The sequence below is a fragment of the Vogesella indigofera genome, assembly GCF_028548395.1.
Lineage (GTDB): Bacteria > Pseudomonadota > Gammaproteobacteria > Burkholderiales > Chromobacteriaceae > Vogesella > Vogesella indigofera_A.
Genome location: NZ_JAQQLA010000003.1, coordinates 561,953 through 586,660, shown reverse-complemented (window position 1 = coordinate 586,660; position 24,708 = coordinate 561,953). Strand labels below are relative to the sequence as shown.

Below are 24,708 nucleotides of genomic sequence, written 5' to 3'. Positions count from 1 at the left end.
TTTCTCCCTTAGACCTTTATTTTGCCTGTGACGGCGGAGGCCACAGTGATCGCCTTTAGCTCTCGCAACATGACGATTTCTGCATCAATCTTTGCCCGGATTTTTTCAAAGTCTTTGTTGGTTGTTTCGATAAATCTGACGATCTCTGCCTGCTCGTCGCATGAAGGCACCAGCGCCGGAATTGCGTTGAAGTCCTCTGAGTACAGTCGCAGAAAGCCAACCACGATGCCCCGAACACGACGGTTGAACTCGCCGAGGTAGTTCGGCGTTTTGAAAAGCCGCTCAAAGTAAACAGGCTGACTTTCCGATTTCTGTAACCTGAACACCGAGTAATCTGGGCTCACCAGCCCATCGCATGGAGCAACGGCAAAGACTGCCAGATGTGCCTTCAGACGGTTCTGAACAAGATCACCCTTCTGGCAAAGCTTGGCACCGTCGTATGACTCAGACTGAAGAGTTTGAACATCCAACTCTTTCGCTGGGACCAACCCATACCGCTGGCTCATCGACAGATGTATCTCTTCACCGCGTAATGACCGTGCGTTCTGCTCGCGAAAGATGAATCGATTCGGGATGACTTTCCAATGTGCCGGGACTGCGCCAATCCATGTAACACCGCTATCACGCAGAGGTACTTTGGGATTGAGTCCGCGCAACACAGCCTTATGAATCCGGATGTTTTTCTGCTCTTGGAGAAGTTCGATCAGCCGCTCTTTCTTCGCAATCGCGGCATCTATCTCGTCGGTTTTCTGGTCGAGGAAAGCAACGATACGGTCTTGCTCCTCACGAGGAGGCAACAAACTCAAAATTTGCCCGAAATCTTCGGTATACATTCGCCACCGTGACGGAACGATACCTTTTGATCGACGAGCGAATTCCGCCAGATACAGGGGAGTGCGGTACAGGTAATCGAAGTACCACGGATTGTGATCTTCCAGCTGGCGATAAACGCAGTAGGCCGGACTGACAATACCCGAGTATTTGCTTACACCGAGCCCACTCATCCACGCGAGCATGATGTTGATCACCAAGTCATTCGGTTTGCACCGCTTGTAATCTTCAAGGGACTCGCTGCGGGAGTCCTCAGCTCGTGGAACGACCCCAGAATACTGAGAAACAGAAAGTAATTCCTCGGTTCCCAGCAGTGATCTATCCTCCTTTTCTCGCCAGAGAAATTTGCTTTTTTTAAGCCCCCAATGGGAAGGAATATCTCCAAGCCAGTCCAAACCGCTCGGCTTGTAGCTCTCGTAGCACAGCATTACTTCGCACTCCCCACAAAGCTCACCAATGCTTTCAGCTGGCCATCAGTTTCCGCCTCCAGCGCCAGGATTTCCGCCGTGACTTCCTCCAGGCTGCGTAGCGGCTTGTGCTGGTAAAAATACTTGTTGAAGCTGATCTCGTAGCCGATCACGGTCTTGTCAATGGCGATCCAAGCTTCGTCCACATGTGGGCGCACTTCGCGGATGAAATAGTCGTGAATCACGCTGGATGCGGACAGGCTGGTATCCAGCGCTAGCGGTACGTTCTCGGTATCGCGCAGTTCGCTGTCCGGCTCATACTCGATGTACTCGCCGACTGGCGTCGCCATGTAGCCATAGTCGCTCAGCTTGTCGCGGGTCGTGCCCCGCTCGGTCAACAGCTCATTCAGCTTGGCGGCGTTGAGCCTGTGGACTTTCTTGATGACCTTCTCTGCCCGCTCGTCGCGCCAGCTAACCGCGTTCAGGATTTGCTTGCGGGCAGGTGCAGCCAGCTTCAGGCCCAGCGCTTTGAGGAAGTCATCGACGATGCCTTCAAAGCGGTTGAAATCAAGAAATTCTTCAGGCCCGATCTTCTCGGCTAGTTGCTGCGCAGCCACCATGATTTCGTACTGCGCACGCCATGTCGCCTCGGACCGCAGTTCCTTGCGGTTCTTGGGTGAAAGGGCAATCTCTTCGCGTTCAAGGTGTGCTTCGATGGCTTCGGCATGCGCCTTCAGGTCGGTGTAAACCTCGTCGCCGTACTTGCCGTACACCCACTCCATGATGTCCTGCATGCCCGACGTGAAGCGCAGGGTGGCGATGCGCTCGGTGCTGAATTGCGCAGCCAGTCGCAGCGGGCGTTCCACCGTGACCTTGTAGTAGCCGAGATCGCGGTTGTTAAAGACCTTGGAAATGCCTTCACTCGGTATTTCCAAGTACAGCTGGGTGATCTGGTGGATGTGCTCGTCGGTGAATTCGCAGTTCTTCTCTCCGAGGTTTTTGCGCAGCTTCTGGTAAAGGTTGCTGGCGTCGATCAGCTGCACCTTGCCCTTGCGATTCTCTGCCTTATTGTTGGAAAGAACCCAAACGTAGGTGGTGATGCCGGTGTTGTAGAACAGGTTGTTCGGCAACTGGATGATTGCTTCTAGGTAGTCGTTCTCGATGATGTGGCGACGGATGTTGCTCTCGCCGCTGCCTGCATCCCCGGTGAACAGGGCCGAGCCGTTGTGAACAGAAGCGATACGCGAGCCCAGCGGGCTGTCGCTGCGTCGCTTCATTTTTCCCACCATCTCCATCATGAACAGGAGTTGACCGTCAGAGGAGCGTGGGATAGCTGGGTAGAAGTCGAAGTCTTCTTCGGTGTAGTCGGACAGATTGACCTGGAAGCGATGGTCGATCACGTCCTTGCCATCGACGATGCTCTTCTGGTCGCTCTTCCAGCTCTTGCCGTAGGGCGGGTTCGTGAGCATGAAGTCGAAGCGCGTACCCGAGAAATCGTCGGTCGCCAGCGTGGAACCGAACTTGATGTTTTCCGGGTCGTTGCCCTTGATCATCATGTCGGATTTACAGATGGCGTAGGTCTCCGGGTTCACTTCCTTGCCGTAGAGGAACACGCCCACCTTGGCCTTGATCTCGCCTTCGGGGTCGGTGATGAAGTCCTGCGACTCGGTGAGCATGCCGCCGCTGCCGCAGGCCGGGTCGTAGATGGTCAGCGGGTTGGGGAGCTGACCCTTGACCGGGATGAAAACCAGATTGGTCATGAGCTTGATCACTTCGCGGGGCGTGAAATGCTCACCGGCCTCTTCGTTGTTTTCTTCGTTGAACTTGCGGATCAGTTCCTCGAAGACGTAGCCCATGCCCAGGTTGGACAGCCCCGGTTGGGTGCGCCCATCCGGGCCTTTGCGGTCGTTGGGGCTGAGGTTGATCTCTTCGGAAACGAACTTCTCGATCACGTCGTGAAGCACGTCGGACTGCGCCATCTTGCGAATCTGGTTGCGCAGATCGAACTTCTCGACGATTTCCTTCACGTTGTCCGAGAAGCCATCGAGGTAGTTCTTCAGGTTGGCTTCCAGCTGCGACGGATTGCCCAGCAGGGACTTCAGTGTGAAGCGGGAGGTGTTGTAGAACACGTACCCAGAAGCCTCGCGCAGGCCATGCGGATCGAGGTCGGCCATTTCCGCATCTTCGCGCTGGAAGCGCACCTCTTCGAGCACTGCTTCCTTGCTGGGCTCCAGCAAGCAATCCAGACGGCGCAGGACAAACATCGGCAGGATGACATCGCGGTACTTACCGCGCACAAAAACATCCCTGAGGCAGTCGTCAGCGATTGACCAGATGAAGCTGACGATCTTATTGTGTACTGAGTGATCCATATTTTTCTTCTTTAAATTGTCCAGATTGCATTGCTGAGTTTGCGTTGCTCGTCACGAAAGTTCGCAACCAGCCGCTCGATTTCAACGATCTTTTCAAAGGCCTGGATCGTCTTTTCTTGCTCAAGTTGGTCTGGAACGGGAATCCTGATCTTTTCCAGTTCCCTGAGCTGAATCAGCGGAACCGAAGCGCCGGAGACAATTTGTCTCAGCTGAGCTTGGCCGATTTCCGACTTCAGGAAACTGAAAAGGACACGCGGATCGATGATACCTTTGTCATCTACACGAAGCACTAGGCAGGACTGTCCTGCGACCCATCCCGCGCTCTCACCCACATCGATTTCAGGGGGGAAGATTGCTACCTTTCCCACGCTTCCCTTGATCGTGATAGCAATATCTAAAGGACGCAGAAACTGTCTCTGACCCTTTGCAAATGCGGCCTCTGTGATCCGAATTTCTCTACCAGGGATGTGCGCGTACCCGAACTCCGGAAAATCGGCGGGACCCACCTCCATCACCGGAACTGTGCCTTCGTCACCAGAGGTAGGAAGCGGACGTAGAACCGTGATAAGTTCGGCGAGTATCCGATTGGGATACTTCGCCAACAATGCTTCTATGGCTTCATCTTCGGGCCGCTTGCAGTACCGAGTCACTTGAAGTTGCGCATCGTTCTTGATCACATCGTCAACAGTCACGATCCGCGCGAAGGATTCTTCGTGGCCAGACAGTACCGGTGCTGCGATATGTTCCCAACCCGACAGGACCGCACGCCCTTTCCCATCTTTTTTGAACAAGGTCTCCTGAGTGCCGTCCACAAACATGATTCGGTCGCAGGTCGTTTTTCGGTTCAATACAAGCAACGAGAAGGAAAGGGCGGTGTTGGGTAGCAGTGCCGCAGGTAGGCCAATAACCGCCTCAATCTGGCGTTTAATCAGCAAATCTTCGCGGAGGGATCGCTCTGCGCCAGGGCTAAACAACAACCCATTTGGTACAGCGATCACCGCTCGTTCTTTGGTGCGCACCAGAATGTGACGCACAGCCAAAACGGCGATCGAGCCAGTCTGCTCGGGAAAACGCCCAAACAGATCACGTTCCGTAAGCTGGGAGTCGTACTTCACTCCGAATGGGGGGAACCCCAGGCTGACATCAAATTGCGTCAGGCGGCCATCCTCCAAGAAGCCCGGCCGCTCAAGACTATCGCCCACGCAAATGTTGGCCGAGGTATCGGAGAGAAGGTTTATCAACCAAGGAAGCGGCCATGCCATCTTCGTTTCTGAAAATGTCATCGCACCTTTTTCCTGAATCGAGGCCGTCAGCTGGAAGCCTTGCTCAAAGGGGATGTAGACCGTCATGGATGGTTCCACTCGGGCGAGTGCCGTGATCAGGCTGGTCACTTCAGAGGGAAGACCCGCAAACCATTTACCGAATCCACTACTCATCGTGGCCGTCAGGCTTTGCGAGTCCCATGGCTGATCTAAATTTGACGATGCCAGTATTTCAAGCGCTTGCAGTACTTGTGCGGGCGACAGATGCTGTAGGGCGGGGCTGACGTAGACGAACGCGCTACTGTCATTTCCTAACACCCCTGAGTCACCAATATGCGTGAAGATGGAAACCAGATGCTTGGCATCCCGAGGCGGCTCGGCGGGGTTGAAGGCCAGTTCCCTCGTGAGACGTCCGAGCTTTGACACTCGCACCCAAGCCAAGAGCTGAAAGGCGACTGGGTAGAACTCATCCAGCACCATGTTTCCGCGCAACAGTTGGGCCAGTTGGTGAATCAGTTTTTCGTACATGACTGGCCCCTTCAGTGCTTGGACTGATGGTTGTACGTAGTCAAGACGGCGTTGTTCGTCTCAACGACGACGCAACCGCCTTTGTCCAGAATTTTCATGGCCGTGCGCAGCTTTTCCTGCAGTTCCTGGATCAGCTGTTGTGCATGCTTTTTGTCCAGAACGGCCTTGTCCTGCTCGACCTCGCCGTATTCCAAAACCAAGTCGATCATCAAGCGGGTGATGCCTCGCTGGGTCATCCGCTGGTGTGCGTGTTGAGTGAGTCGCATGATGTTCTCCGTTGCCATGGGCTGAACAATAGGATCACAACAAACCTTTGTCAAGGTACTCCATACCAAAAAATAGATTGGAGTGAAAAGTGAGAGACAAAGTCATCACCCCTACCCCTGACCACTTTTGCACGCTGTTTTACACTTCGGATTGATGTCGCGATAGTAGCTCCAGTATTCCGGGGGGGCGTTTAAGCCATGCACACTGGCTGAATTACTGATTGTCCCGGTAGTCTGGATCGGTCTGCATTCTGTCTCGTTGCCAGCGCTGTCGCCGTGCACGCTGACAAATAGGGGAAGAGCAGTAAGACTGGTTGGGCACTTGGGGGCGGGACTCGAAGACGTGGCCGCAACACATACAAATCTTTGTTGTCATCAGTTGTCTCCATACGAAAAGTCATATGCAATACTGACTGACGACAAGGTGGTGCACTTGTTACCGAACAATCCAGGCCATACCTAGGCATGCTGTAAATGCCCTAGCCTGGCGACGCACCTGTAAACGCAACAACGCAACTACGTCATGTAGCTACGCGTAGAAGGCGCCGTAGCCCACTCCGGCAGAAAATGATCCAGTCCAATGACCTGCAAGCGCGGATGCCGCTGACACAGAACACGCATGAAAGTGAGCGCCGCCTGTGCCGCCGCGCTCAGCAATTCCAACCCTATGGTAGTAGCGCCTACGTCCATGATGTCCGACGATGAAAAATCATGTCTCATCGGATGGAGCAACCATGTAAAAAAGACCACGACCGTAGCCGTGGCCCATAGACACAACCAAGCACTAGCGACGACTACTCCCGAAACCATGCCTACCATTGCCATACTGCTTCGTATCCGCCTTACATAGATAACTGACACGCTTGAAGAAAGCATCGATAGAAGCCTGATCATCACGATGCAGCTCGTATACAGGGTTGTTCGGTATGTGAACCAACCCTACCGCTTCATGCTCCGTCATCTTCAGTGCACTAGCCCAGGCTGATACTAGGCGGTTGTACATGTTGTCGCGCCCAAGCTCAAAGCGCCCCAATGACCTGTAGGCATCCCAGTTGAGCAAGATCGCCACATGCCAGTGTGGGTTTACTGAGTCGTTCTGCTCACAGGCCCACACGTAACGCACCGCTGTGTCATGCACGTAGCGACGTGTGCGCATCGCTTGCTGCCGGTTATGAGCAAGCTTGGCTTTCAGTGACTCGATAAATCGAGTGATAGCTTTACTCGTGTACACTTTGCTATCTAAGTCTATGCGATTTGGAAAACGAAGCTCGAAGCGCAAACCAAAGACGCGTGGATTGTCACTGAGAGCCGCTTCGATTACCCATTCAAGAGAATCCAGATATTCTTCAACGAACGGCCCTTTATCATGCAGGATAGGTTTTTCGTTGTAGAATCGCCCTTCATAGAGATGCAGGCTTGAGTTAAGTGGATGGCGTTTCATGATTGACCTCTTAGTGAGACACATAAAGTCAATCAGTGATGTAATTTTTCCCATCTGCTATTGAACATTGGCATGGGGATAAACCCCTGCCATGTCTATCCTAGATGGCGATTCCTGAGAGGGCTCTTCGGCCCTCTCTGATCTACTAGAGATAATCTGCCCAGCGCTCTTATGGTGCTGTGCTTATCTCTCTTCTCTCTTTCTGTTATTTCTTAGTGTTACTGTTTTATTGTTAAAAACTAACCACAACCAACAAAACCTTAATACTACTATATACCGAAACTCCAACAATTAAATTTCCGCTGGGCATAAACGAAAAATCTAGACACAAGCCCTGTAAATATTGCAAACCCGTACTCTGATAAAAAACCATGGCCAGAATCAGCCATGGTTTCGCTACATTATTCACTCACGCCATCACGTACGTACACTTTGCTCACGATCCAAGCCTGCACTTCTGCATCCAGCCAACCCACGCTACGACCGCCTAGAGAAATAGGCTTTGGAAACAAATCCAGCGAAATGTATTTGTAGATTGTAGAGCGTGCCAAACCGGTGGTTTCCATTACTGCCTTGAGACGAATGACTTTCATGATTGCGCCCCTGCGCTGTTGATCCAAAGCATGGGGCAACCACGTCAATTTTTCCAAGACATAACGAGTTAGTGGGCACAAGGCATACCACTAACCGAACAAGACAACTTCAGCATATGTTCCGCCAGCCCATCACCATCACGTCCCCACCAAAGTGATCAACGACAGACGTGCACCTTACAAAGTCGTGAACAGATACACCGCATCCTCGACCACTTTGATGAAAGTAACCCTTTCGCACTATGAATTTGTTGTGATGAAGGCACTTACCGCTAAAAAATACGACACTTCCATTGAAAATCTATGTGTTTTTTACATCGAAAGTACTACACTAAAAATTACATATAACTGCCATATTGCTTCATAAAAACGCCTTCAAACACCACTAATTTTTCCACAAAGCATCAATATTGCTTCTAGAGGTAATTACAATGTCAGCCGAGTTTTACGATGGAATTCCTGAGCGTCACCCACAGCATCTTCTTGTCATTAAGACGGTAAGGAAACAAAAACGACTGAGAATTGCTTTCTGTATTTGGGATACATGGGATCAGCTACAAAAAGGAGGAGATTTATTTGTCATGGATAAAGTAGATGGCATTTTTGCCTTTAATGACGGTTTATCCTTAGACAAAACAATATATTTACTGGAACACGACAAACCTGGAGACAACATCCACCAAATTTTATTGGACCTGCAGACATCCACCATCCAAGATACCACTTGGACAATTAACGAAGAATGGTATTACGAATTGATTGCCGATGTACTTTATGGCAGTAACAATCCGAAAAACAGGTGGAGAAGCGAACGCAGCGGTTCAAATTATAAAATTGCTAGCCTTATACAAAATACCAATGGGTTAAGCATGAAAGAAAAAATAGATTGCATCCTTGATATCTATACATTCCAAACTAAAACCTCTCCAAAAACCACCAAAGAGAGGATAACTAAAGATTATTTAAACATCAAAAAACTCATGGACTGGTTAACCGAGACATCATCTCAAGAGCCAAACAGAATTCACCATGCAGAAAATGCAATAAAAAAGCTTCTAGATTTCGTTCAACCCCACGTAACAAGAGAAGACAATTGGGCAAAATTATTAATAGTAGATAACAGAAATCAAATTGGATTCTGCGAAGCAGTTCTAGCTGCAGCAAAAAAATCATGGGGCCAACAAATTAGACGAGAGACAGGAAAGATCAGCCAACTGGGCCTTTCCATAAAAAAAGAAACAAAGGAAAAACTCAAATTACTATCAAACAAATATCTTCTTAGCGAAACTCAAATTCTAGAAATAATAATAAAAAGTGAATTCAAAAAAGAAACACACTTAAAAGAATTCAACAAAATAATCGCAGCAATAGAAGAAATATAGATTACAACAAAAAACACCAAGGAAACCATCGACAAATTCAAAAATAACATAGGACAGCAACGGTTTGAACACCCCAAGAAAAACCGCAACAAATGCACTGAAACAGAAACCTACTACAGATCCGTTGAAGAAGAATTAGCCACCTCCTCCCAAGTGTCTGGTGTGGCCGGATCGAACCGCAGACTAGCACGCGCCGGACAACCAGGGTGGCGCCGAGTACGTCATCCAGGGCATGGCAGGTTGGTGTTGCACGGTTTGTTTTTGAACTGGAAGTAGCTTGGTCACGACATCTAGTGGGTTGCCGGAAACAAAGTCATGCGCCCATGCCGACCCCATCACCGCGTGGCAGCGCTGTTTAACACGTGAGGCGGTTTCTTTTTTGTCCAGCCAGATTGGGCGCAGAACGCCGGCAAAATGGCTAGGCTTCAGGTGGTGATCATGAATCGCAGGCGTAGGCGTGCACCCTGTTGTTGGTATTTTAACAGCCTGCTAGGGCAGTGAACGCCCTTCCCCTAGGGCTGTCATCAATTGAGCCAAATAAGGGTGGCAGCCAGATGGATGGCCCCAAGGAAGTTGATGGCTGTCTTGTCATAACGTGTGGCGATGGCACGGTATTGCTTCAGTCGGGCAAAGTAGTTCTCAATCAGATGGCAGGCCTTGTACAAATGTCGGTCATAGTCACGCTGTACGGCACGAGTCCGCAGACAGGGAATGACCACCGTCTTGCCGGCCCGAATGAGGGGGACTACCACCCGAGCTGCCGCGTCGTAAGCCTTGTCGGCAATCACCAGATCGGCAGATGTGTCACGGAGCAGGACATCGGCACCTTCCAGGTCGGAGACTTGCCCGGGCGTGAGGTAAAAGCCGGTGGGGTTGCTCAGCGCATCCACCGTGGCATGGATCTTGGTGCTCAGTCCGCCGCGGCGGCGTCCGATGGCTTGGGCGCAAGCCCCCCTTTTGCACCGGCACTGCGCTGATGGGCACGCACGATGGTGACATCGATCATCGCGTATTCGTTGTCTGCATCCTGCGCCAGCACCAGAAATAGGCGGGTCCACACGCCACGCTTGCTCCGCGCGAGTGGCGCAGATGTACGACCCGAAAGTCTCCGAAGCGTGCAGGGAGATCACGCCAGGGGATACCGGCGCGGTAGCAGTAAAGCACCGCGTCCACGAACAGACTGTTATCACGTGCGGTGACACCGACGTGGCCAACCCGTCCAGGCAACAAGTCCTTGATGCGTTCCCATTGGTCATCTCTCAGCGCGTATCGTCTTTTCATGGGCAATCATTTATAGACGCTTGGCCTGTTCTTCAAGACTCGGTGGGAATTGATGACACGCCCTAGGGGAGACATGTAAACGGCATAAAATATCGTGGCCAATGTGTTGGGTAATGAGGCCAGACCAAGCGGGGAAGCATTATGCGGGGAAAATCTTGATGGCAACACCGCAAGACCTCTAGCCCGGGCTAAGTTCCGCGGAAGACTTCTGTTGCCGGGTTGCTCTGCACTTCCCTACTGAATCGGCAATCAGGACAGTGAGATCAGCCCCAAGGATTCACTTAGCGTGGGTCTGGGACCAAAAACGCACAAAACAAAATGGCTACCAGATTTGGCTACCAGGTGGCCAGTAAAAAGAAAAAAGCCCTGAAAATTCAGGGCTTTATCTTTGAATCATGGCGGAAGCGGTGAGATTCGAACTCACGGAAGGCTCACACCTTCGGCGGTTTTCAAGACCGCTGCCTTAAACCACTCGGCCACGCTTCCTTTGTGTTGCGCAGGGCAACAACAGGCCGCGATTATATTGATGCCGATGCGTTTTGCCAAGATTTTTCCGGCACACACCGGCGGCCGCTCGGGGCTGCCGGCGGTGGCGCAGAGGCCCGGCCTGGCTGGCGTATCGCCGCTTAACACTAACGGGCTAACTGCGCGGCCAGTGTCGTGGCGGCGCGCAGGGCCAGTGCGTAGATCGACAGTTGCGGGTTGGCGCCGATGCTGGTCGGGAACATCGCGCCGTCGATCACGCTCAGCCCGGCAACCTGCCAGTGCTGCCCCAAGTGGTCGATCACACCCTGGCGTTCGTCGCCGGCCATCGCGGCGCCACCCATCACGTGGGCGCTGACCACGCGGGTGCGCAGCAGCTGCATCGGCAGCGCTGCGATCATCTGCTGTGCCTGCGGCCAACTGCGAGCCAGTCCGGCGTTCTCGTGGACCGGCAGCACCGCGCGGGCGCCGGCGGCAAACTGGATTTCCGCCATCTGCAGCAGTGCCCTCCGTGCGGCCTGCCACTCCACGTCGCCCAGCACATAGTCCAGCTGCGGCGAGCCGTCGCGGCGCAGCCGCACCTGCCCGCCCTGGCTGTCGGCGTGGAAGCCGTCGCGCAGCAGCGCCAGGGTGACATTCAGGTAGGGCAACTGCCGCATCAGTCGCGCGTGCTCATCTCCCAGCCCCGGCAGCGTGGCGGCAAAGATCAGCGGATGAATCGGCGGCACTTCCAGCTTGAAGCCAAGCGGCCCATCCAGTGGCTGGGTGTGCAGAAAATGGTCGCTGTACACGCTTTGCGGCGCGCCGTGATAGCCGTCGATACGCTGCGGCATGATGGCGCCGGACAGTAGTACCGGGTGCAGGACGGTGCGCCTGCCGACCAGTCCGTATGGATCCGGCAGCTGGCTGCGCAGCAGGATGGCCGGGGTGCCGATGGCGCCGGCGCTGAGTACCACGTGGCGGGCACGAACGGTCACCTGTCGGCCGGTGTGGCGAATGCCGGGGCCATCCAGTGCCGCACCGCTGATGCCCAGTGCGCGCTTGCCATTCCGATCAGCCAGTACCCGTGTCACCGCGACCCGCGTCAGCAGCCGTGCACCACGCTGTAGGGCGGCTGGCAGGGTGCTGACCAGCATCGACTGCTTGGCATTGGTCGGACAGCCGGTGCCGCAATAGCCCAGATTCCAGCAGCCGCTGACATTGCGGCGGATGCGGCCAACCTTGATGCCGAGCTTGTCGCAGCCCTGTGCCAGTACCGAGTTGTTGGCATTGGGGGAGACTTCCCAGTCACGGATGCCGAGACGCTGTTCCGCGCGTTCGAACCACGGATGCAGCGCCTCGTCCTGCAGCGGCTGCAGTCCGTGCTGCTCGCGCCACCAGCGCAGGGTGTCGGGCGGGGTGCGGAAGGAACTGGTCCAGTTGACGGTGGTGCTGCCACCGACCGTGCGCCCCTGCAGGATGGTGATGCCCTTGTCGGCGGTCTGGCGGTTGGCCGCCTCCTGGTACAGCTGCGGGTAGGCATCGCTTTCGCGCAGACGGAAATCGCGGCTGCTTTTCAGCGCGCCCTCTTCCACGATCACCACGTCCAGCCCGGCCTGGCTCAGCACCTCCGCGCTGATGCCGCCACCGGCACCACTGCCGACGATGACCACGTCGCATTCCAGCGCCAGATCGCGGTCGAGCGTACTGGCATCGAGCACCCGCCAGCCGCTGGCCAGCCCTTCCTGCCACGGGTCGGGCAAGGTGTTGTTCATCGCAGAAATCCTTGAATGGCGGGTGGCAGCCGGTAGCCGATGGCCTGCTGCTGGCTGGTGGCGCCGTAATGGGCGGCATACACCAGATTGTGCAGCGCCTGGTAGGCGCTGCGCTGCAAGGCGAAACGGCTGTGCCGCCAGCGCTGCAGGAACGCGCGGATCTGTTGCGGGCTGGCGTCCGGCCAGGCTGCGGGGATGCCGGCCAGCCAGCGCCGTACCAGCGGCTGTTGCAACAGATCGAACAGTTCGCGCACCTCTTGCTGCAGCGGTAGCGGCAGGCTGGCAATGGCCAGCAACACGTTGGCCGCAACGGTGGCCGGCTCGCAGGTGACGCGCTCGCCCAGCAGCGCCGGGGCCAGCTGCTGCAGCCATTGCCGGTCCTGCTCGCTGGCGACGAAACCCGGCGCCGCGGCGGGACGCAGCCAGTAGCCACCGGCGCTTAACAGCACGCTGCCGGCGAGGCCGCAGCCGAGTAACTGGCGTCGACTGAGCTTCATCGGCCGATCATCCAGCGCAACAGCAGCTTGACGGTATTGCCATACGGCGGCGCGGTCAGCCAGGTGCCGCTCAGGCGTGACTGGTACAGCACCGGTTTCAGCTTGGAGAAGGTCAGGAAGCCTTCGTGGCCATGGTAGTGGCCCATGCCGGAGGCGCCGACGCCGCCAAACGGTAGCGCCTCCTGGGCTACGTGCAACAAGGTGTCGTTGACGGTGACGCCACCGGCAATGGTGTCGCGCAACAGCCGCTCGACGCGCGCCTTGTCGTGATCGAACAAATACATCGCCAAGGGGCGTGGCTGCTGCCGCAGCAGCGAGACGGCCTGCTCCAGCGAGTCGTAGCCGATGACGGGTAGCAGCGGGCCGAAGATTTCCTCCTGTAGCACCCTGCTGTCCGGCGGCACCTGCTCGATCAGCGTCAGCGGCAGCTTGCGGGCGGCGGCGAGTACGGCTGGCGTTTCGTTGGCGGGATTGATGGTGGTGAGCACCGCCCCGCCCGCCTGTGCCTGTGCCGCCAGCGCTTGCAGGCGCTGATAGTGCGGCGCGCTGATGATGGCGCTGTAGTCGGCGTTGTCGGCCAGGGTCGGGTAGACGCGCGTCGCCGCGTCGCGTAACGCAGTGATCAGTGCAGTCTGTTGCTGGCAGGGCACCAGCACATAGTCCGGCGCGACGCAGGTCTGCCCCGCGTTCAGTAGTTTGCCGGCCACGATGCGGCGTGCGGCGTGCTGCAGGTCGGCGCCGGGAGCGATCAGCACCGGTGACTTGCCGCCCAGCTCCAGCGTCACCGGCACCAGGTTGGCCGCCGCGGCCTGCATCACCTCGCGGCCAACCCTGGTCGAGCCGGTGAACAGCAGATGGTCGAACGGCAGGCTGGCAAAGGCACGTGCCACGCCGGCGTCGCCAGTCACGACACGGACCACGTCGTCGCCGAGATAACGGCTCAGCAGCGTGGCCAGCAGCGCGCCGGTGCGTGGCGTCAGCTCCGACATCTTCAGCAGCGCCCGATTGCCGGCCGCCAGCGCCGCCACCAGCGGTCCCAGCGCCAGGAACAGCGGGTAATTCCACGGCACCATGATGCCGACCACGCCCAGTGGCTGCGGCAGCAACTGGGCCCGCGCGGGCTGGAACCACAGTGCTACCGGCCGCCGCTGCGGGCGCAGCCATGCGGCCAGCTGCCGCCGCGCGTGGCGGATGCCGGCCAGCGTCGGGAATACCTCCGCCAGCCGGGTTTCCACCACGCTGCGATGGCCGAAATCGGCGCTGATGGCGGCCGCCAGCTCGTGCTGGTGCTGCTGCAACAGGCGGGCCAGGCCATCCAGCCACTGGCGGCGCTGTGCCAGCGACGGGTACGGCACAAGGTTGGCCGCATCGCGCAACTGGCTCAGGTGATTGGTAAGGGTGACGGCGGTGTGTGCGGCAAGCTGCATGTGATAAGCTCCATTCTGGTTGCCGTCAAACGATTGTTTAGAGTTGATACTCTATGCGGTTGTGTTCCATTTGTCACGAGCGAATTGTCATGTTGCTTCCCTTCTTCAATGCCCTTCGTGCGGCCGGGCTGCCGGTGTCGCTAAAAGAGCACCTCACCCTGCTGGAGGCGCTGTCGCGACAGCTGGCGTTTGGCAGTGTCGACGAGTTCTACTATCTGGCGCGCACCATCCTGATCAAGGACGAAAAGTATTACGACCGCTTCGATCAGGTGTTCGGCCACTGCTTCAATGGCCTGGCGCTGGAGCTGGAAGACCTGCGGACCGCGATCCCGGAAGACTGGCTGCGCAAGCAGGTGGAGAAATTCCTCTCCGACGAGGAAAAGCGGCAGCTAGAGGCGCTGGGCTGGGACAAGCTGATGCAGACGCTGCGCGAGCGCCTTGCCGAGCAGAAGGAGCGGCATCAGGGCGGCAACAAGTGGATCGGCACCGGCGGTACCAGTCCGTTCGGTGCTTATGGTTATCACCCGGAAGGTGTCCGCATCGGGCAGCAGGCGTCGCGCCACCGGCGCGCGGTCAAGGTGTGGGATCAGCGCGAGTTCCGCAATTTTGACGACCAGGTCGAGCTGGGTACGCGCAACATCAAGGTGGCCTTGCGCCGCCTGCGCCAGTTCGCGCGCGAAGGCGCCGCCGAGGTGCTGGATCTGGATGCCACCATCGCCGCGACCGCGCGCAACGCCGGTTTCCTTGACCTGCAAATGGTGCCGGAGCTGCATAATACGGTGAAGCTGCTGGTGCTGTTCGATGTCGGCGGCTCGATGGACGACCACATCCGCGCCTGCGAGGAGCTGTTCTCGGCGGTGCGCAGCGAGTTCAAGCATCTGGAGTATTACTACTTCCACAACTGCGTCTACGAAGGGGTGTGGCAAGACAATGCCCGCCGCCACGGACAGAAGCTGTCGACCTGGGACCTGATCCACACCTTTGGCAGCGACTACAAGCTGATCTTCGTCGGCGATGCCAGCATGAGCCCGTACGAGATCGTCTACCCCGGCGGCAGTGTCGAGCACATGAACGAGGAGTCCGGCGAGGTGTGGCTGCGCCGCCTGCTGGCGCAGTTCAAGCACGCGGTGTGGCTGAATCCGATGCCGCAGGCGCACTGGGGCTACACCCAGTCCATCGGCCTGATCCGGCAGCTGTTGCAGGAGCGCATGTATCCGCTGACGGTGGAAGGCATCGACAGCGCGATGCGCCAGCTACGCCACAGCGTCAGCTAGCACCGTCGCTTGCGGCCAACGTTTTCTCGATACGCCGCGCAAACACCGTCATTTCCTTTGCGGCCTGCTTGTCGCCGCGCTGCTCGGCCACCGCGATGCCGTCACGGTAGGCCTGCAGCGCCTGTTGCGGCTCGCCGCCGGCCAACAAGACCTTGCCCAGCAGTTTCCACGCCGCAGAATAGTCGTGCTGGAAGGCCAGCGCCGCCCTCGCCTCGCGTATCGCCTGCGGCCACTGCTCCAGACGGGCGTATTCATTGGCCAGGCCGAAGCGCAGCAGCGCGCCGTCGCGCGGGCCGTCAACCAGTTTTTGCAGGCGTTGCAGGGCTTCGTCGTTCATATCGGGGACTCCGGGTACGGATTGCGGACGGCGCGGCTTCGCGACGGCCATGGTTTCATGTTATAAGCTGGCGCCAGTATTGGCCGGTACGATTTGCAATCGCAGCCTATTGCCAGTCGTCGGCGCCTGCCTCTAGACTTGCGGAAACGTCATATTCCTGAAGGGAAAGCTATCCATGTTGCACGGTTTCCTTTCGTCATGCCAGTCGCGGCGCTGGCCGGCCCTGCTGCTGGGGGTGCTGCTGGGCCTGCCATCGCTTGCCAATGCGGCGTGTACGCGGCTGGTGGCCTCCGGCAATCCCGAGTACCCGCCCTTTCTGTGGCAAGACCCGAAAAACGACAGCAAGCTGATCGGCGCCAATGCCGAGCTGATGCAACTGGTGGCGCGCGAGATCGGCATTCCGATCGAGGTGCGCTATGCCGGGCCGTGGGGCCGGGTGCAGGAGAGTGCGCGCAACGGCCGCATCGACCTGATCGCCGGCGCCTTCCTGACGCAGCCGCGACTGACCTACCTGCGCTACCTGCAACCGGCGATCCGCGATACGCAGACCCTGATCTGGACGCGACAGCAGCACCCGCTGCAATACCAGCGCTGGGAAGACCTGCTGGGCCAGGAGGGCATCACCGTGGTCAACAACAGCTTCGGCCAGGCTTTCGACCAGTTTGCCGCGATCAGCCTCAAGCTGCAGCAGGTCGGCAGCGTCAAGAACGCGTTGCAGATGCTGAGCCTGGGGCGCGCCGACTATCTGATCTATGAGGATGCGCCGGGTCTCGCCTATGCTGCCAGCCTCAACATCAAGGGTCTGCGCGCGTCCACGGTGCCGGTCAGTCGCGAAAAGCTGTACCTGACCGTGGCGCTGGCCTCCGCCTGCAATAACGAGCAACTGGCGGAACGCCTGTCGCGGGCGATGAAAAAATTCAGCGACGACCGGGTGATGGATGCGCTGGTGGAGAGGTATCTTCGCGTGTGGCAGGCACAGAGCAGTGCTGCACGCCGGCCCGGCTGAGCTGTACTGGTGAACGGCCACAGGCGCCGACTCTGAGCCGGCACCGTTGCGGCCAACCTTTGCCAGTTGTCGCCAGTCGCCGGTCACAAATTACCGGCCACAAAAAAGCCCCGCGATTGCGGGGCTTTTTGCTGCGGGCAAAGCGGCGGAGGCCGCTGCTGCCTTAGGCTTTTACGGTGTCAGCCACATCCTGGTAATCCTGGATCTGGTTGAAGTTGAGGTACTGGTACACCTCGGCGCCGCTCTCGTTGATGATGCCGATGTTGGCCTTGTACTCCTCGACGGTCGGGATCTTGCCCAGCTTGGAGCAGATCGCGGCCAGTTCGGCCGAGCCGAGATACACGTTGGTGTTCTTGCCCAGACGGTTCGGGAAGTTACGGGTCGAGGTCGACATCACGGTCGCGCCTTCACGCACCTGCGCCTGGTTGCCCATGCACAGCGAGCAGCCCGGCATTTCGGTGCGGGCACCGGCCATACCGAACACACCGTAGTGACCTTCCTTGGTCAGCTGTTGCGCATCCATCTTGGTCGGCGGAGCAACCCACAGCTTGACCGGCAGGTCGCGCTTGCCTTCCAGCAGCTTGGAAGCGGCGCGGAAGTGGCCAATGTTGGTCATGCAGGAGCCGATGAACACTTCATCGATCTGGGTGCCGGCGACTTCGGACATGAACTTCACGTCGTCCGGATCGTTCGGGCAGGCCACGATCGGCTCTTTTACGTCGGCCAGATCGATTTCGATCACGGCGGCGTATTCGGCGTCGGCATCACCCTTCAGCAGTTCGCCGTTGGCGATCCACTCTTCCATCTTCTTGATGCGGCGCTCCAGGGTGTGGGCGTCCTGATAGCCTTCGGCGATCATGTACTTCATCAGGGTGATGTTGGACTGCATGTACTCGACGATCGGCGCCTTGTTCAGGTGCACGGTGCAGCCGGCGGCAGAGCGCTCGGCGGAAGCGTCGGACAGCTCGAAAGCCTGTTCCACTTTCAGATCCGGCAGGCCTTCGATCTCCAGTACCTTGCCGGAGAAGATGTTCTTCTTGCCGGCCTTGGCCACGGTCAACAGGCCCTGCTTGATTGCGTACAGCGGAATGGCGTTGACCAGGTCACGCAGGGTCACGCCCGGTTGCAGTTCGCCCTTGAAGCGCACCAGCACCGATTCCGGCATGTCCAGCGGCATCACGCCGGTGGCGGCGGCAAAGGCAACCAGACCGGAACCGGCCGGGAAGGAAATGCCGATCGGGAAGCGGGTGTGCGAGTCGCCACCGGTGCCGACGGTATCCGGCAGCAGCAGGCGGTTCAGCCAGCTGTGGATCACGCCGTCGCCCGGACGCAGCGCCACGCCGCCACGGGTGGAGATAAAGGCTGGCAGCTCCTTGTGCATCTTCACGTCCACCGGCTTCGGATAGGCGGCGGTATGGCAGAACGACTGCATCACGAGGTCAGCGGAGAAGCCGAGGCAAGCCAGGTCTTTCAGCTCGTCACGGGTCATCGGGCCGGTGGTGTCCTGCGAGCCGACGGTGGTCATCTTCGGTTCGCAGTAAGTGCCCGGGCGCACGCCCTGGCCTTCCGGCAGGCCACAGGCGCGGCCAACCATTTTCTGTGCCAGCGAGAAGCCCTTGCCGGAATTGGCCGGGTCTTTTGGCAGGCGGAATTCGGTGGAGGCTGGCAGGCCCAGCGCTTCACGCGCCTTGGCAGTCAGGCCACGACCGATGATCAGGTTGATACGGCCGCCGGCGCGCACTTCGTCCAGCAGTACGTCGGATTTCAGGCTGAATTTTTCGACCAGCTGGCCGTCTTTCTCGATCTTGCCTTCATACGGGTAGATGTCGATCACGTCACCCATTTCCAGCTTGGACACGTCCACTTCGATCGGCAACGAGCCGGAGTCTTCCTGGGTGTTGAAGAAGATCGGTGCGATCTTGCCGCCGAGGGTCACGCCGCCGAAACGCTTGTTCGGTACGAACGGGATGTCTTGGCCGGTGGCCCACACCACCGAGTTGGTGGCGGATTTGCGCGAGGAACCGGTGCCGACCACGTCGCCGACGTAGGCCACCAGGTTGCCTTTTTTCTTCAGGTCTTCGATGAACTGCATCGGGCCGCGCTTGCCGTCTTCTTCCGGCGTGAACGCCGCATCCGGACGGGTATTCTTCAGCATTGCCAGGTAGTGCATCGGGATATCAGGGCGGGACCAAGCATCCGGTGCCGGCGACAGGTCGTCGGTGTTGGTTTCACCTGGCACCTTGAACACGGTCACGGTGATTTTCTGTGCCACTTCCGGACGGCTGGTGAACCATTCGGCATCGGCCCAGCTTTGCAGCACGGCCTTGGCATTGGCGTTGCCGCCTTCGGCCAGGACTTGCACGTCGTGGAAGAAGTCGAATACCAGCAGGGTCTTTTTCAGGCCTTCGGCGGCGATGGCGCCAACCTGAGCGTCGCCCAGCAGGTCGATCATCGGCTTGACGTTGTAACCGCCCAGCATGGTGCCCAGCAGTTTGGTCGCGGTTTCGCGCGAAACCAGCGGCGACTTCACGCTGCCTTCGGCGACGGCGGCCAGGAACGAAGCTTTAACCTTGGCGGCGTCGTCGACACCAGGCGGCACGCGGTGAGTGATCAGCTCGACCAGTGTCTCTTCTTCGCCTGCTGGCGGGTTCTTCAGCAGTTCAACCAGTTCTTCGACTTGTTTGGCGGTCAGCGGCAGTGGTGGAATGCCCAGTGCGGCGCGTTCTGCGACATGTTGGCGGTAAGCTTCTAGCATGGCTTGGGACCTTTTTGCTGGGGTTATGTGCAAGTTAGTCTGTCGACAGCGGGTGAATGTCTGCCGGCAACCACCCGGCCGCATCGTGACAATGACAGCCGGTCGGGATGGTGAAAGATTACGCCGTTCCTCGGGTGAGCACAAACGAGTAATCGCAACATTGCCTGTGAGATATAATCACACCATGAATGCCTACCCTCCCCTTAACGGATTGCGTATTTTCGAGACGGCAGCAAGGCTGGAAAGCTTTTCTGCCGCAGCCAACGAACTGCATGTCACCCATGGCGCTGTGAGCAAGCAGATCAAGCAGCTGGAAGACTGGCTGGGGGTACAGCTGTTCGAGCGCACCGGCGGCCGCGTCAAGCTGACCGACACCGGCTGGCGCTATCTGGTGCAGGTGCAGGACGGCTTGGACCTGATCGCCAACGCCACTTCGCAGCTGTTGCAGCCGGACCGCCAGCGCCGCCTGTCGATCAACTCGACGCCGACCTTTGCCATGTACTGGCTGCTGCCGCGACTGGCCGATTTCCGTGACCGCCATCCGGACATCGACCTGCATATCGTTACTTCCGATCGCGACATCAGCCGGTTGGACACGCCGTTCGACATCGCCATCCGCCGCGGCCCCGGCGACTGGCCCGGCCACCTCGCCAAGCCGTTCCTGGAAGAGTGGGAGCTGCCGCTGTGCCATCCCGCACTATTGAAAAAGATACCGCTCACCAGCCCGGCCGACCTGGCGCAGCACACCTTGCTGTACGCCGACACGCGGCCAACGGCTTGGCAGCGCTGGCTGACCCTGGCGGCGGTGCCCGAGCTGAAACCGGCCAGCCGGCTGCATTTCGACCGTTTTTCCCTGGCGCTGCAGGCGGCGCTGGACGGGCTGGGTGTGGTGCTGGGGCCGCTGCCGATGGCGCAGCGCGAAATCGACGCCGGCCGGCTGGTGGCACCGCTGTCGCTGCCGATTGTGCCGGTGCGGGATTACTGCTGGATTGCACCGCGTGCCGCGATCGACGATACCGCCATCAATGCCTTCTGCCAGTGGCTGGAGCAGCAGGCTGTCATGCATCAATAATGTGCGGATTACCAATTGACAGCCACCGGCGGCGGTCGTCTATGCTGGGGCACACTGTGTAACGGGTACCGACTATGCTTTTCGACATGTGTCACCTGACGGTCTGTCTGGTGGAGCCTTCACGGGCGCAAGGACAGATCATCCAGCATCATCTGCAGGAACTGGGCATCGAGCGGGTCGATCGCGTCGAAAGTGGCGCCGAGGCGCTGGCGCGCATCCATCTGCCGCCATTGCCGGACATCGTAATCGGCGCGATGTACTTGCCGGACATGACCGGTGCCGAGCTGGTGATGGCGATGCGCGGCGACGAGCGGGTGCGCGAGATGCCGTTCGTGCTGGTTTCCAGCGAAACGCGGCCGCAACAGCTGGATGCGATCCGCCAGGCCGGCGCGATGGCGATTCTGCCCAAGCCGTTTACCCCGGCGCAGCTGGACAAGGCGATCAGCAGCTCGCTCGATTACCTCAATGTCGAAGACACCCGCAACGAACTGGAGTCGCTGGACCTGTACGCGAAGAAGATCCTGCTGGTCGACGACAGCACCGTATCGCGCAGCTTCATGCGCAGCGTGCTGGAACGCTTCGGTTTTTGCGAGATCACCGAGGCCGACAACGGCCGCAGTGCGGTCGGTCTGCTGGCGGCCGGCAATTACTTCGACCTGATCATCACCGACTACAACATGCCGGAGATGGATGGCCGCGAGCTGATCGAGCATATCCGCACCAGCAGCCAGCTGGTTTCGGTGCCGATCCTGATGGTGTCCGGCGAACAGGACGAGCAAAGGTTGGCCGCAGTCGAAGAAGCCGGCGTGTCCGCCATCTGCGACAAGCCGTTCGACATCGGCACTCTGAAAAGCCTGATCAGCCAGTTCCTGTAACGGCAATGGCCCCGCCCCGCCGGCATGCCGGTGCGGGTGCCGGGCTCAGCGTGGCGGCACCCACACCAGGCGTTCTGCGGCACCGGTGGTCTGACGCCGCCAGTATCCTTCCTTGTCGAAGGCTTCGGACTGCACCAAATCGCCCTCCCACGATAGCCGGCGCACCGGCAGCTTGCCTCGGCGCAAGGCCTCGGCCTGCTCCGCGGGGCTGCTGGCTGCGGTCAACAGGCAGCGTGGCTGCGCCAATAGGGCCAGGTGGTTGAACAGGCTCAGCAGTGCCGCGCGCCAAGGCTGCACCGCTGGGATGTCCGGCAACTGCAGGCTGTCACCGCCGCGCAAGGTCAGCGCCAGCACCTCGGCATTCTGCTGCCACCAGCCGCTGTTTCCTTGCGCAAAGCCGGCGGCCAGCATCAGTACCTGCCAGGCGCCCTCCTCGTCACTGTGTACATAGGCGCCGCAGTTATCGGGTAGCGCGATGAAGCACGCCGCCAGCGGTAGGGTTGGCGTCGCCGGCAGCGCCTTGGGCGGGTGTGTCGCCGCCAGTGCGGCGCCCAGTGCCGCGTCGCACAGCAGCAGCTGGCGGCCGTGGCGAACGAAGTGGCCATACGCCTGGGCCAGCAGTCCCTCGGCCTCCTGGCGTGTCGCACCCATCCCCACACCACCGGGGGCCGCCTGCAGCGTGCGGCGCAGCAAGGCGTCGCAGTCGGCGACGGCGGTCTTGCCGCCATGTTCAAACAGGTGCGCCACCCGCTTGGCCCATGGCCGGCTGGCAGCATAACGAACAGGATGGAACGGGACTGACACGGGATGGCTCCGGAAAAAGGCGCGATTGTAGCGGAAAGCCGCGCCGCCACGAACCTGCATTGTGATGTCATCTGAAAGCGGGTAAGCTCGATATCGCGCTGAAAGTTGCTTGCAATGCTAGGCGCGGACGCCTGCACACTGGTTGTGCAAGCATCCTTCCCTTGTTTTACAAAGTGCTTTGTGGCCGGCCTCGTGCCGGCTTTTTTTCGCGTGGCGGACGCCGGATTCAGGGAGCAAGCGATGACAACTCTGGGCTTTGTCGGATTGGGGTTGATGGGGGTGCCGATGTGCCGGCGCCTGCTGGCAGCCGGGCATCCGCTGACGGTATGGAACCGCTCCGTCGCCAAGGCCGACAGCCTGCGTGCCGCGGGTGCCATGGTTGCGGCCAACCTTGGCGAGCTGGTCCTCGGCAGCGACATCATCATGCTTTGCCTGGCCAATGACGAGGCGGTGCAGGCAGTGTGGCAGGCGGAAGACGGCATCCGTGCGCGGCTGCGTCCCGGCCAGTTGCTGATCGACTTCTCCAGTACGTCGCCGGCGCTGACCCGGCAACTGGCGCAGCAGGCGGCCGAGCACGGCGCCGCCTGGGTCGATGCGCCGGTGTCCGGTGGCGTGCGCGGCGCGGAAAACGGCACGCTGGTGATCATGGCCGGTGGCTTGGCGCCGGATATTGCCCGTTTGCAGCCTATTGCCGGCTGCCTGTCGCAACGGCTGAGCCACATCGGTAGCCATGGCGCCGGACAAGTCGCCAAGATCTGCAACCAGCTGATTGTGGCCAGCAATGCGATGCTGATCGCCGAAACGGTACAGCTGGCTGAGGCGGCCGGTATCGACGCCAGCCTGTTGCCGGCGGCGCTGGCCGGCGGCTTTGCCGACTCGCTGCCGTTCCAGATACTGGCGCCACGCATGGCGCAGCGTCAGTATCTGCCGCTGCAATGGAAGGTGACCACCCTGCTCAAGGACCTCGGCAATGCCCGCCAGCTGGCGGCCGAGCATGGTGCAGCGCTGCCGCTGGCCAGCCTCGCGGCCGGGATGATGGCCGGTCATGCCGCGGCCGGCTACGCCGAACAGGACCTGAGCACGGTGATTGCTTGTTATCTGCCCGATAGCGAGGAGCGCTGAGATGCCGCGTTTTGCCGCTAACCTGTCGCTGCTGTTTACCGAGCTGCCGTTACCGGCACGTTTCGCCGCTGCCGCGGCCGCCGGTTTTGACGCCGTCGAGATCCAGTTTCCCTACGACTATCCGGCGACACTGCTGCGTGACGCGGCGGCCGCGGCCGCGGTCGACATCATCCTGATCAATCTGCCGGCCGGTGACCTGATGGCCGGCGGCTGCGGTCTGGCCAGCCACCCGGCGCGCACCGCGCAATTCCGGGTGGCGCTGGCCGAGGGCGAACACTACGCGCAGGTGCTGGGCGTGCAGATGGTCAATGTGCTGGCTGGTCGCTTCGATGTGCAACAGGACGCGGCGCTGACACGGCAGACCCTTGCGGCCAACCTGGCTCTGGCTGGCGAGCGACTGGCGGCGCACGGTATTCGCGTCACCTGCGAAGCGATCAACACTCTCGATATGCCCGGTTTTGTGGTGAGCACGCCGGTCGAGCTGGCCGCCGTACTGGCCGAGACGGCACACCCCAATGTCAGCATGCAGCTGGACTTCTACCATCTGGCGCGGATGCGGCTGGACCTGGCCGGCACTCTGGTGCAGTACCTGCCGCAGACCAGCCATATCCAGTTTGCCGACTGTCCCGGACGCCACGAGCCTGGCACGGGCGAGCTGCCGCTGGCGCAAATCTTTGCCTTGCTGGACGAGCTTGGCTATACCGGATGGTGCGCCGCCGAATACAAACCGGCCACCAGCACGGCGGATAGCCTGTCCTGGCTGGCTTCCCGGTGCTGATTTTTTCGTTTGTTGCGGCGCAGCACAATTAAAAATCAGCTACTTGCCGCTGTTGTTCGCAGAAAACGCTTGCCAAGCGTAATTAATTTCCATAGAATGCGCCCTTTCCTGATTTGCTGAGCGGAAACACCCGCGCCGCCAGCTTCCACGATTTCATCGTA

Annotated in this window: 20 protein-coding genes, 1 tRNA gene and 1 pseudogene; 7 read left to right on the top strand and 15 right to left on the bottom strand. The window is 58.8% G+C overall.

The features are described from left to right. Positions 1-8: 8 nt before the first annotated feature. The 6 genes from PQU89_RS04720 to PQU89_RS04695 form a co-directional block, all read right to left on the bottom strand. On the bottom strand, positions 9-1,259 hold the full coding sequence (locus tag PQU89_RS04720) for a restriction endonuclease subunit S (RefSeq protein ID WP_272764838.1): 1,251 nt from the start codon (positions 1,257-1,259) through the stop codon (positions 9-11). Beyond that, on the bottom strand, positions 1,259-3,610 hold the full coding sequence (locus PQU89_RS04715; protein WP_272764837.1) for a type I restriction-modification system subunit M: 2,352 nt from the start codon (positions 3,608-3,610) through the stop codon (positions 1,259-1,261). The genes PQU89_RS04720 and PQU89_RS04715 overlap by 1 nt, the downstream gene beginning before the upstream one ends. An 11-nt stretch (positions 3,611-3,621) precedes the next feature. Next, complete coding sequence (locus PQU89_RS04710) at positions 3,622-5,400, bottom strand: N-6 DNA methylase (RefSeq protein WP_272764836.1); 1,779 nt, start codon at positions 5,398-5,400, stop codon at positions 3,622-3,624. A gap of 11 nt (positions 5,401-5,411) precedes the next feature. Beyond that, positions 5,412-5,666 carry a DUF4258 domain-containing protein gene (locus PQU89_RS04705; protein ID WP_272764835.1) on the bottom strand — a complete coding sequence of 85 codons (255 nt, stop codon included), beginning with the start codon at positions 5,664-5,666 and terminating at the stop codon, positions 5,412-5,414. A gap of 784 nt (positions 5,667-6,450) precedes the next feature. Next, positions 6,451-7,107, bottom strand: a complete 657-nt coding sequence (locus PQU89_RS04700) for an inovirus Gp2 family protein (protein ID WP_272764834.1) — start codon at positions 7,105-7,107, stop codon at positions 6,451-6,453. 401 nt (positions 7,108-7,508) lie between these two features. Then, complete coding sequence (locus tag PQU89_RS04695; RefSeq protein ID WP_272764833.1) at positions 7,509-7,700, bottom strand: AlpA family transcriptional regulator; 192 nt, start codon at positions 7,698-7,700, stop codon at positions 7,509-7,511. A 431-nt stretch (positions 7,701-8,131) separates the two neighbouring features. Here PQU89_RS04695 and PQU89_RS04690 point away from each other — a divergent pair, with 431 nt between their 5' ends. Next, the gene (locus PQU89_RS04690; RefSeq protein WP_272764832.1) at positions 8,132-9,082 is read left to right on the top strand and encodes a hypothetical protein; all 951 of its coding nucleotides are present in this window, start codon (positions 8,132-8,134) and stop codon (positions 9,080-9,082) included. A gap of 183 nt (positions 9,083-9,265) precedes the next feature. On the opposite strand, the gene PQU89_RS17145 is transcribed toward PQU89_RS04690, so the two are convergent. The 6 genes and pseudogenes from PQU89_RS17145 to PQU89_RS04665 all read right to left on the bottom strand — a co-directional run bounded on the left by PQU89_RS17145 (position 9,266) and on the right by PQU89_RS04665 (position 14,524). After that, positions 9,266-9,511, bottom strand: coding sequence for a phage integrase central domain-containing protein (locus PQU89_RS17145; protein ID WP_373322780.1), 246 nt, complete (start codon positions 9,509-9,511; stop codon positions 9,266-9,268). Positions 9,512-9,606: 95 nt separating this feature from the next. Beyond that, positions 9,607-10,363: pseudogene (locus PQU89_RS04685) on the bottom strand (IS5 family transposase). A gap of 396 nt (positions 10,364-10,759) precedes the next feature. Beyond that, positions 10,760-10,849: transfer RNA gene (locus PQU89_RS04680), tRNA-Ser, on the bottom strand. A gap of 146 nt (positions 10,850-10,995) precedes the next feature. Continuing rightward, positions 10,996-12,600 (bottom strand): GMC family oxidoreductase, encoded by a 1,605-nt coding sequence (locus tag PQU89_RS04675; RefSeq protein ID WP_272764831.1) that lies wholly within the window; start codon positions 12,598-12,600, stop codon positions 10,996-10,998. Further along, complete coding sequence (locus PQU89_RS04670; protein WP_272764830.1) at positions 12,597-13,097, bottom strand: hypothetical protein; 501 nt, start codon at positions 13,095-13,097, stop codon at positions 12,597-12,599. Before PQU89_RS04670 ends, PQU89_RS04675 begins: the two co-directional genes overlap by 4 nt. Continuing rightward, entirely contained in the window at positions 13,094-14,524 is a 1,431-nt protein-coding gene (locus PQU89_RS04665; RefSeq protein WP_272764829.1) for a coniferyl aldehyde dehydrogenase, read from the bottom strand. Before PQU89_RS04665 ends, PQU89_RS04670 begins: the two co-directional genes overlap by 4 nt. Positions 14,525-14,613: 89 nt before the next feature. On the opposite strand from PQU89_RS04665, the gene PQU89_RS04660 reads away from it, so the two are divergent. After that, positions 14,614-15,798, top strand: coding sequence for a vWA domain-containing protein (locus tag PQU89_RS04660; protein WP_272764828.1), 1,185 nt, complete (start codon positions 14,614-14,616; stop codon positions 15,796-15,798). On the opposite strand, the gene PQU89_RS04655 is transcribed toward PQU89_RS04660, so the two are convergent. Next, positions 15,791-16,135 carry a hypothetical protein gene (locus PQU89_RS04655; protein ID WP_272764827.1) on the bottom strand — a complete coding sequence of 115 codons (345 nt, stop codon included), beginning with the start codon at positions 16,133-16,135 and terminating at the stop codon, positions 15,791-15,793. The two genes, PQU89_RS04660 and PQU89_RS04655, sit on opposite strands and share 8 nt — an antisense overlap. A gap of 175 nt (positions 16,136-16,310) precedes the next feature. Here PQU89_RS04655 and PQU89_RS04650 point away from each other — a divergent pair, with 175 nt between their 5' ends. Beyond that, positions 16,311-17,141 (top strand): substrate-binding periplasmic protein, encoded by an 831-nt coding sequence (locus PQU89_RS04650; protein ID WP_272764826.1) that lies wholly within the window; start codon positions 16,311-16,313, stop codon positions 17,139-17,141. Positions 17,142-17,304: 163 nt separating this feature from the next. On the opposite strand, the gene acnB is transcribed toward PQU89_RS04650, so the two are convergent. Beyond that, the gene (gene acnB, locus PQU89_RS04645) at positions 17,305-19,896 is read right to left on the bottom strand and encodes a bifunctional aconitate hydratase 2/2-methylisocitrate dehydratase (RefSeq protein ID WP_272764825.1); all 2,592 of its coding nucleotides are present in this window, start codon (positions 19,894-19,896) and stop codon (positions 17,305-17,307) included. Positions 19,897-20,080: 184 nt separating this feature from the next. Here acnB and gcvA point away from each other — a divergent pair, with 184 nt between their 5' ends. Next, entirely contained in the window at positions 20,081-20,968 is an 888-nt protein-coding gene (gene gcvA / locus PQU89_RS04640) for a transcriptional regulator GcvA (RefSeq protein WP_272764824.1), read from the top strand. A gap of 74 nt (positions 20,969-21,042) precedes the next feature. Beyond that, the gene (locus PQU89_RS04635) at positions 21,043-21,843 is read left to right on the top strand and encodes a response regulator (RefSeq protein ID WP_272764823.1); all 801 of its coding nucleotides are present in this window, start codon (positions 21,043-21,045) and stop codon (positions 21,841-21,843) included. A 45-nt stretch (positions 21,844-21,888) separates the two neighbouring features. Here the strand turns inward: PQU89_RS04635 and PQU89_RS04630 are convergent, their stop codons facing one another. Further along, on the bottom strand, positions 21,889-22,647 hold the full coding sequence (locus tag PQU89_RS04630; RefSeq protein ID WP_272764822.1) for a hypothetical protein: 759 nt from the start codon (positions 22,645-22,647) through the stop codon (positions 21,889-21,891). Between the two features lie 240 nt (positions 22,648-22,887). Here PQU89_RS04630 and PQU89_RS04625 point away from each other — a divergent pair, with 240 nt between their 5' ends. Further along, positions 22,888-23,769 (top strand): NAD(P)-dependent oxidoreductase, encoded by an 882-nt coding sequence (locus PQU89_RS04625; RefSeq protein ID WP_272764821.1) that lies wholly within the window; start codon positions 22,888-22,890, stop codon positions 23,767-23,769. Between the two features lies 1 nt (position 23,770). Then, positions 23,771-24,547, top strand: a complete 777-nt coding sequence (locus tag PQU89_RS04620) for a hydroxypyruvate isomerase family protein (protein WP_272764820.1) — start codon at positions 23,771-23,773, stop codon at positions 24,545-24,547. Positions 24,548-24,708 lie beyond the last annotated feature (161 nt).